Origin of the sequence: Veillonella parvula, assembly GCF_032550495.1 — a bacterium.
Classification (GTDB): domain Bacteria; phylum Bacillota; class Negativicutes; order Veillonellales; family Veillonellaceae; genus Veillonella; species Veillonella parvula_G.
On the sequence record NZ_JAWFZJ010000001.1, the window covers coordinates 479,073 to 493,293 of the forward strand.

General features: G+C 37.3%; 25 protein-coding genes. 1 reads left to right on the forward strand and 24 read right to left on the reverse strand.

All coding sequences use genetic code 11. From position 1 onward, the window contains the following. Positions 1-54: 54 nt before the first annotated feature. Genes cobS through cobU form a run of 4 tightly spaced genes read right to left on the reverse strand, consistent with a single transcriptional unit; the run spans position 55 to position 4,041 of the window. Complete coding sequence (gene cobS / locus E6X37_RS02275; RefSeq protein ID WP_004695787.1) at positions 55-948, reverse strand: adenosylcobinamide-GDP ribazoletransferase; 894 nt, start codon at positions 946-948, stop codon at positions 55-57. Next, positions 948-1,940, reverse strand: coding sequence for an adenosylcobinamide-phosphate synthase CbiB (cbiB, locus tag E6X37_RS02280; RefSeq protein ID WP_004695785.1), 993 nt, complete (start codon positions 1,938-1,940; stop codon positions 948-950). The genes cobS and cbiB overlap by 1 nt, the downstream gene beginning before the upstream one ends. A 12-nt stretch (positions 1,941-1,952) precedes the next feature. Next, on the reverse strand, positions 1,953-3,470 hold the full coding sequence (locus E6X37_RS02285) for a cobyric acid synthase (protein WP_004695784.1): 1,518 nt from the start codon (positions 3,468-3,470) through the stop codon (positions 1,953-1,955). Beyond that, positions 3,463-4,041 (reverse strand): bifunctional adenosylcobinamide kinase/adenosylcobinamide-phosphate guanylyltransferase, encoded by a 579-nt coding sequence (cobU, locus tag E6X37_RS02290; RefSeq protein WP_004695782.1) that lies wholly within the window; start codon positions 4,039-4,041, stop codon positions 3,463-3,465. Before cobU ends, E6X37_RS02285 begins: the two co-directional genes overlap by 8 nt. 63 nt (positions 4,042-4,104) lie before the next feature. Here cobU and E6X37_RS02295 point away from each other — a divergent pair, with 63 nt between their 5' ends. Further along, complete coding sequence (locus E6X37_RS02295; RefSeq protein ID WP_004695781.1) at positions 4,105-4,440, forward strand: hypothetical protein; 336 nt, start codon at positions 4,105-4,107, stop codon at positions 4,438-4,440. 46 nt (positions 4,441-4,486) lie between these two features. On the opposite strand, the gene E6X37_RS02300 is transcribed toward E6X37_RS02295, so the two are convergent. The 20 genes from E6X37_RS02300 to E6X37_RS02395 form a co-directional block, all read right to left on the reverse strand. Then, positions 4,487-5,002 carry a cob(I)yrinic acid a,c-diamide adenosyltransferase gene (locus tag E6X37_RS02300; RefSeq protein WP_004695779.1) on the reverse strand — a complete coding sequence of 172 codons (516 nt, stop codon included), beginning with the start codon at positions 5,000-5,002 and terminating at the stop codon, positions 4,487-4,489. A 64-nt stretch (positions 5,003-5,066) separates the two neighbouring features. Then, positions 5,067-5,474, reverse strand: a complete 408-nt coding sequence (gene ndk, locus E6X37_RS02305) for a nucleoside-diphosphate kinase (RefSeq protein WP_038125354.1) — start codon at positions 5,472-5,474, stop codon at positions 5,067-5,069. Between the two features lie 22 nt (positions 5,475-5,496). Further along, positions 5,497-6,372: a zinc metalloprotease HtpX gene (htpX, locus tag E6X37_RS02310; protein WP_004695776.1), complete on the reverse strand. Its 876-nt coding sequence runs from the start codon at positions 6,370-6,372 to the stop codon at positions 5,497-5,499. Positions 6,373-6,553: 181 nt separating this feature from the next. Next, the gene (locus E6X37_RS02315; protein WP_316689416.1) at positions 6,554-6,742 is read right to left on the reverse strand and encodes a ribbon-helix-helix domain-containing protein; all 189 of its coding nucleotides are present in this window, start codon (positions 6,740-6,742) and stop codon (positions 6,554-6,556) included. Beyond that, complete coding sequence (locus tag E6X37_RS02320) at positions 6,742-7,056, reverse strand: hypothetical protein (protein WP_316689417.1); 315 nt, start codon at positions 7,054-7,056, stop codon at positions 6,742-6,744. Before E6X37_RS02320 ends, E6X37_RS02315 begins: the two co-directional genes overlap by 1 nt. A 7-nt stretch (positions 7,057-7,063) precedes the next feature. Continuing rightward, positions 7,064-7,396 carry a hypothetical protein gene (locus E6X37_RS02325; protein ID WP_316689418.1) on the reverse strand — a complete coding sequence of 111 codons (333 nt, stop codon included), beginning with the start codon at positions 7,394-7,396 and terminating at the stop codon, positions 7,064-7,066. A 223-nt stretch (positions 7,397-7,619) separates the two neighbouring features. Beyond that, positions 7,620-7,802 carry a hypothetical protein gene (locus E6X37_RS02330; protein ID WP_316689419.1) on the reverse strand — a complete coding sequence of 61 codons (183 nt, stop codon included), beginning with the start codon at positions 7,800-7,802 and terminating at the stop codon, positions 7,620-7,622. Position 7,803: 1 nt separating this feature from the next. Beyond that, positions 7,804-7,989, reverse strand: a complete 186-nt coding sequence (locus E6X37_RS02335; RefSeq protein WP_285364048.1) for a hypothetical protein — start codon at positions 7,987-7,989, stop codon at positions 7,804-7,806. Between the two features lie 97 nt (positions 7,990-8,086). After that, the gene (locus tag E6X37_RS02340) at positions 8,087-8,290 is read right to left on the reverse strand and encodes a hypothetical protein (RefSeq protein ID WP_316689420.1); all 204 of its coding nucleotides are present in this window, start codon (positions 8,288-8,290) and stop codon (positions 8,087-8,089) included. A gap of 18 nt (positions 8,291-8,308) precedes the next feature. Then, a complete protein-coding gene (locus E6X37_RS02345) occupies positions 8,309-8,545 on the reverse strand; it encodes a hypothetical protein (protein ID WP_316689421.1) in 237 nt (78 codons plus the stop codon). A gap of 263 nt (positions 8,546-8,808) precedes the next feature. Further along, positions 8,809-9,240: a hypothetical protein gene (locus E6X37_RS02350; protein WP_316689422.1), complete on the reverse strand. Its 432-nt coding sequence runs from the start codon at positions 9,238-9,240 to the stop codon at positions 8,809-8,811. Further along, complete coding sequence (locus E6X37_RS02355; RefSeq protein ID WP_316689423.1) at positions 9,240-9,758, reverse strand: N-acetylmuramoyl-L-alanine amidase family protein; 519 nt, start codon at positions 9,756-9,758, stop codon at positions 9,240-9,242. The genes E6X37_RS02350 and E6X37_RS02355 overlap by 1 nt, the downstream gene beginning before the upstream one ends. Continuing rightward, positions 9,755-10,087 carry a hypothetical protein gene (locus tag E6X37_RS02360; protein ID WP_316689424.1) on the reverse strand — a complete coding sequence of 111 codons (333 nt, stop codon included), beginning with the start codon at positions 10,085-10,087 and terminating at the stop codon, positions 9,755-9,757. The genes E6X37_RS02355 and E6X37_RS02360 overlap by 4 nt, the downstream gene beginning before the upstream one ends. Then, positions 10,062-10,391, reverse strand: coding sequence for a hypothetical protein (locus tag E6X37_RS02365; protein WP_316689425.1), 330 nt, complete (start codon positions 10,389-10,391; stop codon positions 10,062-10,064). The genes E6X37_RS02360 and E6X37_RS02365 overlap by 26 nt, the downstream gene beginning before the upstream one ends. A gap of 5 nt (positions 10,392-10,396) precedes the next feature. Beyond that, positions 10,397-11,716, reverse strand: a complete 1,320-nt coding sequence (locus tag E6X37_RS02370) for a hypothetical protein (RefSeq protein WP_316689427.1) — start codon at positions 11,714-11,716, stop codon at positions 10,397-10,399. After that, complete coding sequence (locus E6X37_RS02375) at positions 11,716-12,054, reverse strand: hypothetical protein (protein ID WP_316689429.1); 339 nt, start codon at positions 12,052-12,054, stop codon at positions 11,716-11,718. Before E6X37_RS02375 ends, E6X37_RS02370 begins: the two co-directional genes overlap by 1 nt. Then, the gene (locus tag E6X37_RS02380; RefSeq protein WP_316689431.1) at positions 12,026-12,196 is read right to left on the reverse strand and encodes a hypothetical protein; all 171 of its coding nucleotides are present in this window, start codon (positions 12,194-12,196) and stop codon (positions 12,026-12,028) included. Before E6X37_RS02380 ends, E6X37_RS02375 begins: the two co-directional genes overlap by 29 nt. A gap of 2 nt (positions 12,197-12,198) precedes the next feature. Continuing rightward, the gene (locus E6X37_RS02385) at positions 12,199-12,591 is read right to left on the reverse strand and encodes a hypothetical protein (RefSeq protein ID WP_316689433.1); all 393 of its coding nucleotides are present in this window, start codon (positions 12,589-12,591) and stop codon (positions 12,199-12,201) included. A gap of 11 nt (positions 12,592-12,602) precedes the next feature. Further along, positions 12,603-13,604 carry a phage tail-collar fiber domain-containing protein gene (locus tag E6X37_RS02390; RefSeq protein WP_316689435.1) on the reverse strand — a complete coding sequence of 334 codons (1,002 nt, stop codon included), beginning with the start codon at positions 13,602-13,604 and terminating at the stop codon, positions 12,603-12,605. 11 nt (positions 13,605-13,615) lie between these two features. Continuing rightward, on the reverse strand, positions 13,616-14,197 hold the full coding sequence (locus tag E6X37_RS02395; RefSeq protein WP_316689438.1) for a putative phage tail protein: 582 nt from the start codon (positions 14,195-14,197) through the stop codon (positions 13,616-13,618). Positions 14,198-14,221: the final 24 nt, after the last annotated feature.

Consider the following 14,221-nt stretch of genomic DNA (forward strand, 5'->3'; position numbering starts at 1 on the left):
AAATAAAGTATACGTTCTAAAAATATTAAAACTTTGAAAATCAAAAATTTAGAGTTAGAACATAGTTGGATTATTAACTACCGTAGCTGATAGTATAGATAAAATTATGCTATATACCAGTATCAATAATACTTCAGTTACTTCCACAACAAATCCATATGTATCACCAGTAGTGCCACCTAACGCTTTTACAATATAGCGGTTTAATAATCGGTTAATAATATACGTAATAATCATGCTAACAATATTGATTTGGAAAATACCTATAGTAGCATATACTAACACACCTAATCCTACCAAATATCCTACATCAGGTGCTGATAAAATTGCATAAGCACCATATAAAAGTGTATATAATACTAAACCGATTAATAGTAATAGAATAGGCATAAAGAACGTAGATATGGTGTTATAAGTAATAACATGTTTAGGTGCTAAATTAGCAAATGCTGCCCCCATCCCCTGTTCTCTAGCATATGGATAGGATCGAATACTAAAAACCATAGACCAACGGCTCATTAAAGGCATCATAATGAGTGCCATAGGTATAAATTCAGCCGATGGAATCGAAGCTAATAATTGCCATTTCAAAAGTGTAACAAATACAAAAGCAACAACTCCAAAGGAGCCTATACGACTATCTTTCATGATTTCTAGTTTACGTTCTCTTTCACGGCCGGAAAACAAACCATCGCTTGTATCCATCAAACCATCAGCATGAAGGCCACCAGTTATTAAAAACTCAGCCACAACGATAATTAACATCAATGGCATAATCGGAATAAATGGCGATAATACGCCATATAATATAGCTAATATGAGACCAATAATAAGGCCCACATAAGGAAAGGCTACAACAGATTTACCAAAGTCCTCTACAGACCATTCAGTTTGATTTACAATTTTTAAACGCGTTAAAAATTGTAGTGCTATAAAAAAAGGTGTCATTATACATTCATCCCATAGGTAATGACTGTACTAATGATAACCATTAGTATAGTCGTAACATACATCATATAAATTGTTCGAGTAATATGGTTACGGTTTAGCTTTTCAATAGGATCCCCCATATATTCACGGAAGGTCATTTTTTTGAAATACTGATTGTAACCACCTAAACGGATATGTAAGGCCCCTGCCACAGGTGCTTCTGCATACCCCCCATTAGGACTAGGATGTTTTTTTGCATCACGTAAACCGATTTCTATTGCCTTTTTAGCATCAAAGCGTAAAAAGAATGCAGAAATTACAAATAATACAAAGGTAATTCGGGCAGGAATCCAATTTAATATGTCATCAAAGCGTGCAGCTACGCGACCAAAGTACAAGTACTTTTGATTCTTATAGCCTAACATAGAATCCATAGTATTAGCAGTTCTATAAAGAATAGCCCCCATAGGGCCACCGATAATAAAAAAGAAAAAAGGTGCAATAATACCATCTACCGTATTTTCCGCAATCGTTTCTACTGTAGCCCGAGTGATTTCGCTTTCATCTAAGTCTTCCGTATCTCGTCCCACAATCCATGATAAACGTTTGCGAGCATCTACAATATTACCTTGTTTTATTAACTGACTAATGGTAAAACCTGCGCCAGCCAATGAACGTGGAGAAATGGCAATGTAGAGGATCACTACTTCGAAAGCATAGTATACCCATTCGTCTACTACTCCACCTAGCCATAACAATAAAGATACTATGATATATACCGATATAAGAATTAAACCTACTGCAATACCACCGTACCACAATTTCTTCGTATCATTATCAGTGTCTTTATAAAGAACGGCTTCAAAAAAAGATATTATACGTCCAATAATGGCCACTGGATGATATTTACTATTGGGATCTCCAATAATTAAATCCAATAAAAATGCTAAAACTGGTATGCACACAAAGTTATACTTTGAAAACCAGTGAAAAATTGCTAAATGTTCCATATATCTCCTCTACTATCCCAAGGTAGACATAATATAATCCATATCTAGATGTTCCTCCACAATATCAGCTAAGCGATTATATGCCGCATTTTTATGGTCAAAATAATGGAATACTACATCTAATGGTTGTAATCCCTTGCGTTCACGTAATTGATTGATAATAAAACGTCTAAACTCGTCATTATCAAATACACCGTGAATATATGTACCCATTACTTGATGATTACCATCAATAAAACCATCAATAACATTGACAGCCTCTTCACTGCGACTTGTAATTGTAAAGCAACGAGACACCGAATCTGCTAGTGGCGTAGTATCCCCCATATGAATTTCATAGCCTACTAATTTTTCACCCCTGAAAGTACCATTTAAAAACTGTAAATTAGATACATTGAATTGTACTTGATGGGTAGTTTTTTGAGCCTTCATAGTCGTGGAGGATTCAACAAGGCCAAGTCCTTCAATTTCCTCGATATCACCTTCCATATGATGCGGATCATAAATAGTTTTACCTAACATTTGGTTACCGCCACAAACACCGATAATAGGTGTACCTTGAGCAGCCAATTTTTTGATTTCATCAGCAAAGCCTGTATCACGTAAATATGTTAAGTCAGCCAATGTATTTTTAGAACCAGGTAATATAATTAAATCTGGCGTACCGATAACATCTCCAGGGCCTACAAAACGGACAGATACATCTGGCTCATAATTAAGTGCATCAAAGTCTGTAAAATTAGAGATTTTAGGTGTTTGCATAACTACGACCTGAATATCTTTAGTACCACTATTGCGTTTGTTCTCTAATGCAACAGAATCTTCTTCATCAATATCGAGGTTCTCAATGGCAGGAATAACACCTACCACTTTTTTACCTGTTTTTTCTTCAATAAATGTAAGAGCTGGTTCTAATAGTTTGATATCACCACGGAATTTATTGATAACGATACCTTTAATAAGATCGCGTTCTTCTGGTTCTAATAATTCTAAGGTACCAACAATGGACGCAATAGCACCACCTCGGTCAATATCTGCAATGAGAAAAACTGGAGCTTGAGTCATCTTGGCAATACGCATATTTACAATATCATTTGCTTTTAAGTTAACTTCTGCAGGACTACCGGCACCTTCGATAACCATCATATCAAAATTTGAGTCTAAGAAATCAATAGATTCTTTAACCTTATCTAAAGCGGTTAGTGAATATTTTGTATGATATTCTTTGGCACTATATACGCCAACAGGTTTCCCCATCAATACAACTTGAGACGATTGATTTCCTGTAGGTTTTAATAACACAGGATTCATTTGAACAATTGGATCAATACCAGCGGCTTCGGCTTGAGCGACTTGAGCACGGCCAATTTCATCGCCCCATTTTGTCACATAAGAATTGAGGGCCATATTTTGTGCTTTAAAAGGAACGGTCTTAAAACCTTTTCTATAAAAAATACGGCATAATGCAGTACAAAGAATACTTTTACCTACATTAGAACTCGTTCCTTGAAACATGATTTTCTTAGCCATTTATATGAACCTCCTGTGATTTCAATTCAATGGTAACACCACTAATTGTTAAATAGAGTTTATCTGCAACAGAAGCTACTGCTCGATTCACACGACCAGCAATATCTCTAAAATATCTAGCCAGTTTATTATCCGGCACAATACCTAACCCAATTTCATTGGTCACAAATATAACTGTTTTACCTTCACATGATTGTATCGAGTCTAATAAAGTGTCTAATTCTGAAAGTATTGTCTGTTCTAATCTATTAGCATCTTCTTGACCACGAATGGAGCCATAAGCCATCATGTGATTGGTAGTGAACATGGTTAAACAATCTATAAGAATTACATCTGCTGATTGACTGATATTTTCCCATTCATCAGCTAAATGTAAAGGTACTTCAAAATTATTCCATATTTTTCCTCGTCGCTCTTGATGTTTTTTGATGCGATCCACCATTTCCTCATCAAAAGCTTGGCCCGTAGCTACATAAGCTTTTGGCCCCTTTGTAGCCAATGCTAAACGTTCAGCAAATTCACTTTTTCCACTGCGTGCCCCACCGGAACACAATATAATTTGTGATTTCATAATGCACCTATACAAGAATTTATAATTTCAGTATCATTATAAGTATAACAAAGGAGCGATACTATGGAAATTATGAATATGAAACTAAAAATGATGGCTACGCTATGGGATAATACATATCGTGTTGCCATCGATGACGGACAAGGTAAATATATTGGTACTGCACGAGTAGTAGTGAATGTTCCTCTACCACCAGAAGCTTTACCTGAAAATGCACCGCAAGTTGAAGCACAACTATTAGTATTAGTTGAAGACTTTGATTTCGGCGCTGATAAAATTATAAACTTTGAAACAACATTAGCCAATTTATTAAGAGAAAAATTCCGTTATGAAATTCCTCATATCTTCTTTTACTATCCTAGCCCTCAAGATGTTTTAAACCAAACAATTTCACAATAGGTCTATAACGAGCAAAAAGCTATGTAAAATACATAGCTTTTTTTGTTTATTCAGCTCCAAGTTCTTCCTCTACACGACACAAGATAAAGCAAAGGTCGGATAGACGATTTAAGTATTTTAAATTAGATTCGTGAACACTTTCACCAGCGTCTAATACTCGCCATAAAGCGCGTTCCGCACGTCGAGTAATCGTTCTAGCTACATGTAAATAAGCAGAAGATTGTTTTTCACCGGGAATGACAAAACTAGATAAAGGTTCTAACTTTGCATCAAAGCGATCAATAACTTTTTCTAAATGCTTTACATATTGCTCAGTAATTACCGGAGCAGTATTTAAACTTGCAATATCAGCCATTAATGTCCATAAGTTTCGCTCAATATCGTATAATTCAGCAGCAACACGTGGATTTTCAGCATAAGCGCGAGCCAATCCTAAAAAAGCTTGTAATTCATCGATTGTACCATAAGCTTCTACGCGTAAAGATGATTTCTGTACACGTTCTCCCGTGTATAAACCAGTTGTACCAGCATCACCTGTTTTTGTATAAACACTACTTGCCATATGATTACCTCCTATAGATATACATGGATGTAGAAATAAAAGCTAAATGATCCCAACCTTGAGATTATTTGTATTCAGGGAACCAAAGATGAATTTCACGAGCAGCAGCTTCTGGAGAATCAGAAGCATGTACTACGTTAGCATCCATTGTTAGGGCATAGTCACCACGAATACTACCAGGGGCAGCATCTACAGGATTTGTTGCTCCGTTTAAAGCACGTACGGATACAATTGCGTTCTCACCAGCTAACACAAAAGCAAGAACTGGGCCTGATGTAATAAAATCAACTAATTCACCAAAGAATGGCTTTTCCTTATGTTCTGCATAGTGTTCTTCCGCTAATTCACGAGGTACTTGTAAGAGTTTTAATGATTTAATAACAAGGCCTTTACGTTCATAACGGCTAAGGATTTCACCACTTAATTGACGTTTAACTGCATCTGGTTTAATTAAAACTAATGTTTCTTGCATGATACCCTCCAGTAGATACTAATTATAATATTACCTTTTCTTTATACTTTGGATTCATAGCTTGTTTCTTTAACTTTTGAATACGTTCTTCCGTGCGAGGATGTGTACTAAAAAGATTGCTCAAGCTTTCACCAATTCCCATCATAGGGTTAATAATAAACATATGGGCTGTAGCATTACTTGCATTAGGCAATGCACCATGTTTAGAGTAGTAGTCAATTTTTGCAAGTGCAGAAGCCAGTGCTAATGGGTTGCGACACATATCTCCGCCTCCCTCATCAGCTAAAAACTCACGAGTACGGGAAATACTCATCTGAATAAGACCAGCTGCGATAGGTGCAATAATGATCGTACCAAGAAGCGCCAAAGGGTTAGTGCCTTCTCGATCATCGGAGCGCCCAAATATGGCAGTGAATTGAAGTATATTGGCTATCATAGAAATAGCACCAGCCATCATAGCTGCAATTGTACTAATCAATGTATCTCGATTCTTAACATGTGTTAATTCATGTGCAAGCACACCTTCTAATTCTTCATCAGTTAATAGACGTTGGATACCTTCTGTAACAGCAACTGCTGCATGACTAGGATTTCTACCTGTTGCAAATGCATTCGGTACTTCACTGGGAATGATATAAACCTTTGGCATTGGTAAATTACCATTTTTAGTCAATTTCTCTACCATTGCATATAGTTTTGGATTAGACTGTGCAGTAACAGGTTGAGCATTGTATTGGGCTAAAACGATTTTATCGCTGTACCAATAAGACATAAAATTCATACCCATGGATATGACAAACATCATAATCATACCGCTTCTGCCGCCAATCATATCACCAATAACCACTAAAATGGCCGTTAGCGTAGCTAACAAAAGTGTTGTTTTTATATTGTTCATAGTTTCCTCCAATTATTGTTATGGACTATGCCTAACACTATAATTATACTTTGAACGGTATGCGATTTTCAATAGAGTTGTAATAGTTAGTACTATCAGATATTTAAACACACCTTGTAGCGTTAAATTTTAAATTATTTTGCGTGTTTTAAAATGAGTTTTTGACGAACTGTTTGACGAACTACAATTTAAAGGTATCGCGTATGAGTTGCGATACGCTGACAGCGTTCTTCTTTGCCGTGTCATTTAGTTTTTCATACTCTTTGTCATTAAGTGAAATCACCCTAGCCTTGCGACGGCCTTCGTCGCCTACTGTTACCGGAGCACCGGCGCCCTTTCGAGCGCCGCCCCATCCTTTATTACTTGTCATTATACTTCCTCTACTCTGTAATACAATACTAATTTATCTATCAACTCACGAACGCTTTGCTCGGTGTATTCATTCGGATGAGTAATTGGAACTGGTATCCAATCTGCCGCCCATACATAATCAACACCGTCAGGCCAAGTAAAAGATGGATATTCATCTTGCATATTACATTCGTTCCAACTTTCTTTATCCCATTTACCAGCGCACGGCGATAGCCGTGCTTGCCTTTCTTCAATCAACTCCCACGCTTCCTTGTATGTATTAACTTTACCAATAACTTTAGGCATTTTGTTATAATCTATGACTTTTATCATTATCAACTCACACTCCTTCAACTTTCTCGATTGTAAAACCACTGGCACCAGCACGTTTCATAATTCGTTCAACGTCGCTGATAGTGTTTAATTCGTTCGGTTTAAACTTTGCTGTCTTATCACCAAACACCACATGATATCCTTGTTTAAGCGTTTTAACTGTGCGGTGAATGCGAGCTGTAAATGCTTTATCATCGCCGTTATCCCAGTTTAGCATGTCGCTAATATCTCCAGCGTCATGCACTGTGTAATAATCACAATATTCATAACTTGCTAGGTATAACAACTTTTCTAAGTTATCCGCTTCAATTACTTTGTTTTCGCCTCTACCTAATTTCAATAAATACTTCATTGCTACTCCTCCTTAACCTCTAAATAATATCCATACGAACCATTATATCTTTTAGTTCGTCGATTGTTGTTGCACTCGCTATAAGTCTGTTTGTATGAATATTATAGCATTCATAGCATGTTCTGTGTTTGTCGATAGCTACATTTCTGTTTCGTTGCATAATTACGCTGTTTAATTCATCTAGTGTCATTGTAATTTCTCCTTTAAGGGCTTATTTTACTAAGCCCTTTTCAATACATTCTTGAATGAAAAATGATACTGTAAATCTTTTAGGTAGTATCAACTTCTTTTCTTTTACTACCCAAACCCTATAGCTATGTGGTCTTGCACTACCAAAATTTACAATTTCATAACCCTCTTTTAAATTGGCCTCTAACTGTTTTAGCGTTCTCATATTAAGCCTCTTTAACTAAACCTCTTTTGATACATTCTTCGATGAAAGATTTCACTGTACCGCATTTATAACAAACGTTTTTGCCACCTTGTTTAATAAAAATGCTTTCGCCTGTTACACGGCCTCTTGTTTTGTATAAGTAGCAACCTGGTTTCAAATTTGCTTTAAGTTGATTTAATGTTCTCATGTTTGTTATCCTCCTAAGTAATTTATACCTTAACCTTGATTATATTATATATCATAATCAAGGTTAAGGCAAGCGGTAATTTGTTAAAATTTGATACTTAGTAACCAAATTTTAACAAGCCACGTTCACGGCATTTAATAACTAGGTCTCGTACTAATTTAGTATCTTCTACCCATAAACCGCCTTTCATATCTTCGATGTGAACTTTGTATGTACACATTCCACATCTTGCCCCAAGTCTAACACGCAAACCGTCTTTTAATGCGTTGTTTAAATCTTTACAAGTTCTAATCTTTTTCATTTTTATTCTCCTTTTATCTTATTTAATTCCGTTGATGTAGATAGATGCTTTACTTTCATCTTTGCACCATAACGCATAATTAATTTTAACTGTTTCTTTTGTCATTTCTCTTACTAATTCTTTTAAAGTGTAGCAAGATAATCGGTAACCACCATAACTAACTCGATACATTCCACATGTTTTTTCTACAAACAATTTCATGTCGTTATTAGCTTCTCTTAATGCTTTTTCTAATTGTTTACAAGTTCTAATCATTTCGGTATCTCCTTTATTAACTCTGTACCTTTATCTTGATTACATTATATAACATATTCAAGAATAGGGCAAGCACCAATTTCAAAAAAATGCAAAAAAAAATAAAGGGGTGCTTTTTACGGCACCCCTATTACTTTTATTCAGTTGTAACCAATACCAGTTCATGCGCCACCCTCGCACGATTAGGGAGATATTGGACCACCTCTCAGTCTTTTGCTGCTACATATATAAGGCCAGCACCTAAGATAGCATTTAAAATTTGACTATTGCGATATTTCGCCTTTACCTTCTTTAGTTCGTTTGTCTGCATGTTCAAGTATGCTTCGGCTTTCGCCAATGAGTCCCTTTGCGCTGATAGCGTTACTTCTTGCTTGATTAATGTATTCTTCGCTTCGATTAATAGCGCCTTTTGTTCGTTCAGTGATTTCAATACTTCGATTAACTCCGTCTGTTGCTCGGTCGTTGAGAGTTTCGCTATGTTCAACTGCTGTTCTAGTTCGTCGATTATCATCAACTGCTTGCTTATTGTATTGTCTAGCGTTGTTAATTTCGACTGTAGAGCGTTGTATTCCGCTCTCGTCAATATTACTTCGTCTGTCGGCGAAGAACCATACACCGGCAAGACAAATAAGCAACAACAAAATAGGAATGAACATAGGATAACCTTCCGCAAGTTTTCTAATGCGAACATACATTATACCCCTCCCATGTAATCAGTAATGCCACGAGCAATGGCACGAACAATCGTATCAAGGTCGTTGTTTAGCATTTCTAAATCATCATCGTTGTCAATAAAAGCCATTTCAACAAGAACTGCGGTTGCGTCAGTTCCATTTAATACCCACAAATCATCACGCTTTTTAACGCCACGGTCTACAGTATCGATACTGCGAATAAGTTGTGATTGAATATCATTTGCTAATCGTTGGCCGTTAAAGGACTTGTAAAGCGTTTCCGTGCCACGAGCTTGCGTGTTAAAAGCGTTACAATGGAGCGATACGAATATATCTGCTCCCCATTCGTTAGAAGTTTCACATACAAGGCCTAAATCATCATCTTGAAGTACTTTAACTTCGCACCCAGCGGTTTCTAAATACTGCATAAGCAATTTACCGGCATCACGAGCAACATCGCACTCACGACGACCGGTATTAGGGTTAACCGCTCCACTATCTAAGTTAATGTCATGTCCTGGGTTAATAAATACTTTCATTTTTTATCCTCCTTTTCTAACTGGTCCGGAATACCATTACCGTCCTTGTCTATCCATAGCGCCAAGAACCCTACAAGGGCAGTTAACACGCTAGGAATAAAAATATGGTCGATAATGTTTATCCCAGTATTAATAATCTTAACTGTCATGTCGTCAGCGTAACCACGAATAAATATCATGATATATTCGCTTACTACTAATAAAATAGGCACTAGCATAATTAATACCAGTGCCCTTGTTGCGAATATGCCAGTAGGATGAATATTCGCAACTCTTACGTTTTTTACTGTTTTTTTTGCCGTATTAATGAGATTTGGTGGTATGTTCATGCAATTCCTCCCTAATGTCATTAACTCTAGTTTCTAACGCTTCTATTTTGGCAGTTAACATTACTTGCTTTCCCTCTGCTTTAATTCTTTCTGCGCGCGATAACTTAATCTCGTCTTTTAGGTCTTTAAGTGTATCTGTCAATACACCCCATTTCTCTTGAAAGACTAAATTATCTTGAACTCTCTGCAAATCTAATTTTTCGAGCAAAGGAATAACCAACACTTTATATCCTAAGCCGGCAACAATACCGACTATAGAGAGCGTTGTTAAAATGTCATTCAACTCGAACTGCCATGTCCACATTCTTTTTATGCCTTTCTCCAAAATCCTATAATATCAATAATATAACGTGTGCTCGCTGGTACGCCCCAAGCCTTAATCATACGGCTGTTTCGTTCAACATAAACACTATTGTTATTTACATTAACGCTTTTTTCTATTAGTCGTACAGAAACTGGAGAATTCGGTGGAAGCGATGCGATTACGTTACCATTACCGGAAGGGGCAGTTAATACAAAGTCAAAATGCAAGTACCCCCAACCAGTTAATGGGTCGAATGCTAAATATCCTCTGTCCGCACCTCGTTCACCTGCTTTTGCCGTTCCCCATACAACTTCATATATTTCGATTGGTTGTGAGGTCGCTTGTCCACCACCGCTTCCAGGGTCGCCCTTAGGTCCTCTTAAAGCTAGTAATTGTTCCGCCGTAAAATCAGAATATTTGAACGGCTCGCCTTTATCGCCTTTAGGGCCTTTTAGAGCGTTAAGTTGTTCTTGAGTGAAGTCAGAATATTTAAAAGGTTCACCTTTAGGTCCTGGCGGTCCTGGTACCCCTTGCGGTCCTCGTTCGCCGTCCGCTCCACGTTGTCCAGGAGTTCCAGGTTCACCTTTAGGTCCTTTCAACTTTTCAATCTGTTCAGGGGTGAGTTGTACGTTTGAAGCCGATGTATATTGATTAATTTCGGCTTTCTTAACATAATCACTTAATTCAGATTTTTGAGCGAATGATTGTCCTTCGATTTTATTAATGTAACGAGTAGAAGCATCACCAGGCGTTAACGCATATTGAGCAATCTCGTTCTTTTTAATAAAAGTGCCTAAATCGTTCTTATAGGCGAATGTTTGAGTAGCCCAACCCTTTTGAGCGTAATTATTAATCGCATCTGTGTTAGATAAATAATTACTTAACTCTGTTTTCAGTGCATATTTGGGGTCGCCTAGCATAGCAAGGTAATTTCTTATATCCACTTTTTTTAGATACAGATTGTCGGCTTCTTGTTTAGTTGCATACGGCGATAAATCTACATTAGCACCAGCGCCAGGTGGTCCTTGTTCACCTCTAGGGCCTTTTAAACCCTCTAATTGTTCTTGTGTGAACATGTCATAAGTAAATGACTTTCCGTCTTTACCAGGAGGCCCAGGTGGTCCTTGAATACCTTGAATACCTTGCAACCCTTGTTCGCCTTTAAGTCCATCAATGCCATTTCGACCAGGTTCGCCTGGAGGTCCTGGAGGGCCAGGGGGACCTTGTTCCCCTGGTTCACCCTTCGGCCCTTGTAATTTAATAATTTGGGTATTGTCCTTTACATTAATTGTTTCTTTATCTTCGCGAATGTGTAGTTCGTCCATTATTTCCCCCTATTACTAATACCTTCAACTATATTAATCTGTCCTTTCACAAGACATTTAATAGGGTGGTCGCCACTCCATAAGAATAAGTCCCAATGATATTTACCAACTTCTAAACCATTTGTATCTAAAGAAAGGGCGATTTTGCAAAGCTCATTAGCTTCTAAATCGTCCTCAGATACATCGATATTAAACTTTGCTTTATACTCTTCGTCATGTGCTAATTTACGAACACAAGCGAACAGATTATCGCTTGAAATAGTATTGTTATAACCAATATTAAGTGAAATGACTTCACCTTGAATGGCTTTAAAGTTGTGTAGGACTGGTAGTTTCATCTTCGTTCACCTCGTCCAATTCCATAAGGTCGTTGTGAATACAGCCCTCTGTAGGGCATGTCCCATCTTCGCTCAAAGTAGCATAGCAGAACTCACAGAACTTCATAACAGGAACATCACTTTTAATTTCGAACGCTTCCATGATTACTTCACCGCCTTAATTTTTAATAACATTTCTTGATTTAACTTTTTAAACTGTTCTTGCAAGTCAGCAATATCGCCGTTAATCAATCGACGTCTTAATACCATTTGTTCTAGCGTTTCAAAACGTCCGTTGTAATAATTTCTAATTTCGGCAATTTTTTCGGCCTTAGTAGGCTCTTTTGGTTGCGGAATTACAAACTCACCATTTACATATAATTTACCTCGCATAAACTCGTCGAGCATACTATCGCCGTCTGCGGAGTAAATAAAATTAGTCGCATCCGGCCATTCTTGTTTAGCAGTCGCTAACAACTGTTCTTGCGTTACTGTATTATCAACAAAGGACGTAATTCGTTCGCCCATTTCATTAAGTACGAATACATATTGGTTCATAGTTTACCTCCTTATGCTCGGCCAATACATAACCATGTGAAGTTGCCAGCGTTGCCACGGTTAGCCAAAAAACGAATGGAACTTCTGTTATTACTAGAAAAACCACTGTTCCAACAAATATAAAATTCATCGCCCCTTGTTGTTGTACTTGCTAGGTCGTCAGTTGCCATTGCGATTAATACGTTACAGCTAATAGGTAACGTTACATCGGCATAAGTATTTTGGCCATAAAACCAAGTCAAGCCCCATTGAAGGATAAAGCCGTTGGCGAATTTCACATACCCATTATCACGGTCTAACTTAGAAGCAACAATAGCACCTTCGCCTAAAAGACCTTTAAGAGTACCTAAGTTAAGTACTTTATTAATGTCGCTATCATTATAGTTGGAAGTAATAAAGTTAATAATTTCTTGCGAGTTATCGCCCTTTGTTACTTGCAAGCCTTGATTATGTTTAGAGAGCGTCTTTGTATATTGGTTAGAACTAACATCTAACTTTTTATTAAAAGCGTTTTGATGTGCGTTCGTTGCTGAATTATGTGCATCTAATGCAGCTTGCGTGATGTATAGTTGGCTGTTAAGGTTGATTTGAACATTAACATCGTTACCGATATAAAAGGTTACAGTAATCAACTTTTCATCTAAAGATGTACCAGCCGGAGTATAACTTGCCTGTGCACCAGCATTCGTATAAGCGAATAGCTTTTCCGTGCCAGTATCACCAACTTTAGCGAATACACCTAATTCACGAGCATAAAAACCGCTTGTAACACTTGTATTAGAAATAGTCGCTACAACGTCGATTTCACCATTTCCTCGACTGTTAATCGCTTGTACAGAGTTCTGCGCCATAGGGTGCTTTAATGCTGTTAAATTTTCGATGTTTTCGCTTTCGGTTAACGTGCCATCACCTAATGCAATTCGAGTAAAGATAAGCGGCTTTTTAGATTTGATTGACTCAACCAATAGATTGCTACCGGCTAAGGTTGGAATAATTTTATTGTAATTACTCATAGTTCAACTCCTTAATAGTGTAAATTAATATTGCTACGAATAGCGACCGCACCAACAGGGCAAGCATAAATTCCTCGTGCTGTAATCGACCTATCCGATTTTTCTTGCTTGATGTAAATATGTTCGGTATTAGTTACCGCACCAACAACAGCAATCGGCCCTTTAGCGTTAAATTCATGTGCTATAGCGTATGTTAAATGTGCCGGCTTGTATACTTCGATAACATTTCGTATCTCGTCTAATGCGTCGGCTACATCAAGAAGAACGCTAAACCTATTCGGTCCAGTATTTTCTTTAACGATTGCACTACCAGGAGGATATACAAGGTTAATAAACTCTTGCAACTTGCGTTCGGTGATTGTTTGCGAGCCTTGAATTTTGATTAATAAATAGTTGCGCCTATCGTCTATGGATAAGTTACGATTATTTTCTAGTCCGTACACTCGCTCCCAATCATCAAGTCCCCAAGTAGCCGTTTCAACAAACAACTGCTTGCATATGTCGATAATCAATAAGCGTTGCTTTTCGTGTTCCTCGCTTAACGAATCTTGCGTTCCTTTAAAAGTTTCGTCCTTTGATAGGTATCTAGGCAAGTACCTAAGAACATCGACCTTATA

Excerpts from the sequence above, each read along its gene's own strand:
- cobS (WP_004695787.1), bottom strand. The coding sequence starts at position 948 with ATGACACCTTTTTTTATAGCACTACAATTTTTAACGCGTTTAAAAATT.
- cbiB (WP_004695785.1), bottom strand. The coding sequence starts at position 1,940 with ATGGAACATTTAGCAATTTTTCACTGGTTTTCAAAGTATAACTTTGTG.
- E6X37_RS02285 (WP_004695784.1), bottom strand. The coding sequence starts at position 3,470 with ATGGCTAAGAAAATCATGTTTCAAGGAACGAGTTCTAATGTAGGTAAA.
- cobU (WP_004695782.1), bottom strand. The coding sequence starts at position 4,041 with ATGAAATCACAAATTATATTGTGTTCCGGTGGGGCACGCAGTGGAAAA.
- E6X37_RS02295 (WP_004695781.1), top strand. The coding sequence starts at position 4,105 with ATGGAAATTATGAATATGAAACTAAAAATGATGGCTACGCTATGGGAT.
- E6X37_RS02300 (WP_004695779.1), bottom strand. The coding sequence starts at position 5,002 with ATGGCAAGTAGTGTTTATACAAAAACAGGTGATGCTGGTACAACTGGT.
- ndk (WP_038125354.1), bottom strand. The coding sequence starts at position 5,474 with ATGCAAGAAACATTAGTTTTAATTAAACCAGATGCAGTTAAACGTCAA.
- htpX (WP_004695776.1), bottom strand. The coding sequence starts at position 6,372 with ATGAACAATATAAAAACAACACTTTTGTTAGCTACGCTAACGGCCATT.
- E6X37_RS02315 (WP_316689416.1), bottom strand. The coding sequence starts at position 6,742 with ATGACAAGTAATAAAGGATGGGGCGGCGCTCGAAAGGGCGCCGGTGCT.
- E6X37_RS02320 (WP_316689417.1), bottom strand. The coding sequence starts at position 7,056 with ATGATAAAAGTCATAGATTATAACAAAATGCCTAAAGTTATTGGTAAA.
- E6X37_RS02330 (WP_316689419.1), bottom strand. The coding sequence starts at position 7,802 with ATGAGAACGCTAAAACAGTTAGAGGCCAATTTAAAAGAGGGTTATGAA.
- E6X37_RS02335 (WP_285364048.1), bottom strand. The coding sequence starts at position 7,989 with ATGAGAACATTAAATCAACTTAAAGCAAATTTGAAACCAGGTTGCTAC.
- E6X37_RS02340 (WP_316689420.1), bottom strand. The coding sequence starts at position 8,290 with ATGAAAAAGATTAGAACTTGTAAAGATTTAAACAACGCATTAAAAGAC.
- E6X37_RS02345 (WP_316689421.1), bottom strand. The coding sequence starts at position 8,545 with ATGATTAGAACTTGTAAACAATTAGAAAAAGCATTAAGAGAAGCTAAT.
- E6X37_RS02350 (WP_316689422.1), bottom strand. The coding sequence starts at position 9,240 with ATGTATGTTCGCATTAGAAAACTTGCGGAAGGTTATCCTATGTTCATT.
- E6X37_RS02355 (WP_316689423.1), bottom strand. The coding sequence starts at position 9,758 with ATGAAAGTATTTATTAACCCAGGACATGACATTAACTTAGATAGTGGA.
- E6X37_RS02360 (WP_316689424.1), bottom strand. The coding sequence starts at position 10,087 with ATGAACATACCACCAAATCTCATTAATACGGCAAAAAAAACAGTAAAA.
- E6X37_RS02365 (WP_316689425.1), bottom strand. The coding sequence starts at position 10,391 with ATGTGGACATGGCAGTTCGAGTTGAATGACATTTTAACAACGCTCTCT.
- E6X37_RS02370 (WP_316689427.1), bottom strand. The coding sequence starts at position 11,716 with ATGGACGAACTACACATTCGCGAAGATAAAGAAACAATTAATGTAAAG.
- E6X37_RS02375 (WP_316689429.1), bottom strand. The coding sequence starts at position 12,054 with ATGAAACTACCAGTCCTACACAACTTTAAAGCCATTCAAGGTGAAGTC.
- E6X37_RS02380 (WP_316689431.1), bottom strand. The coding sequence starts at position 12,196 with ATGGAAGCGTTCGAAATTAAAAGTGATGTTCCTGTTATGAAGTTCTGT.
- E6X37_RS02385 (WP_316689433.1), bottom strand. The coding sequence starts at position 12,591 with ATGAACCAATATGTATTCGTACTTAATGAAATGGGCGAACGAATTACG.
- E6X37_RS02390 (WP_316689435.1), bottom strand. The coding sequence starts at position 13,604 with ATGAGTAATTACAATAAAATTATTCCAACCTTAGCCGGTAGCAATCTA.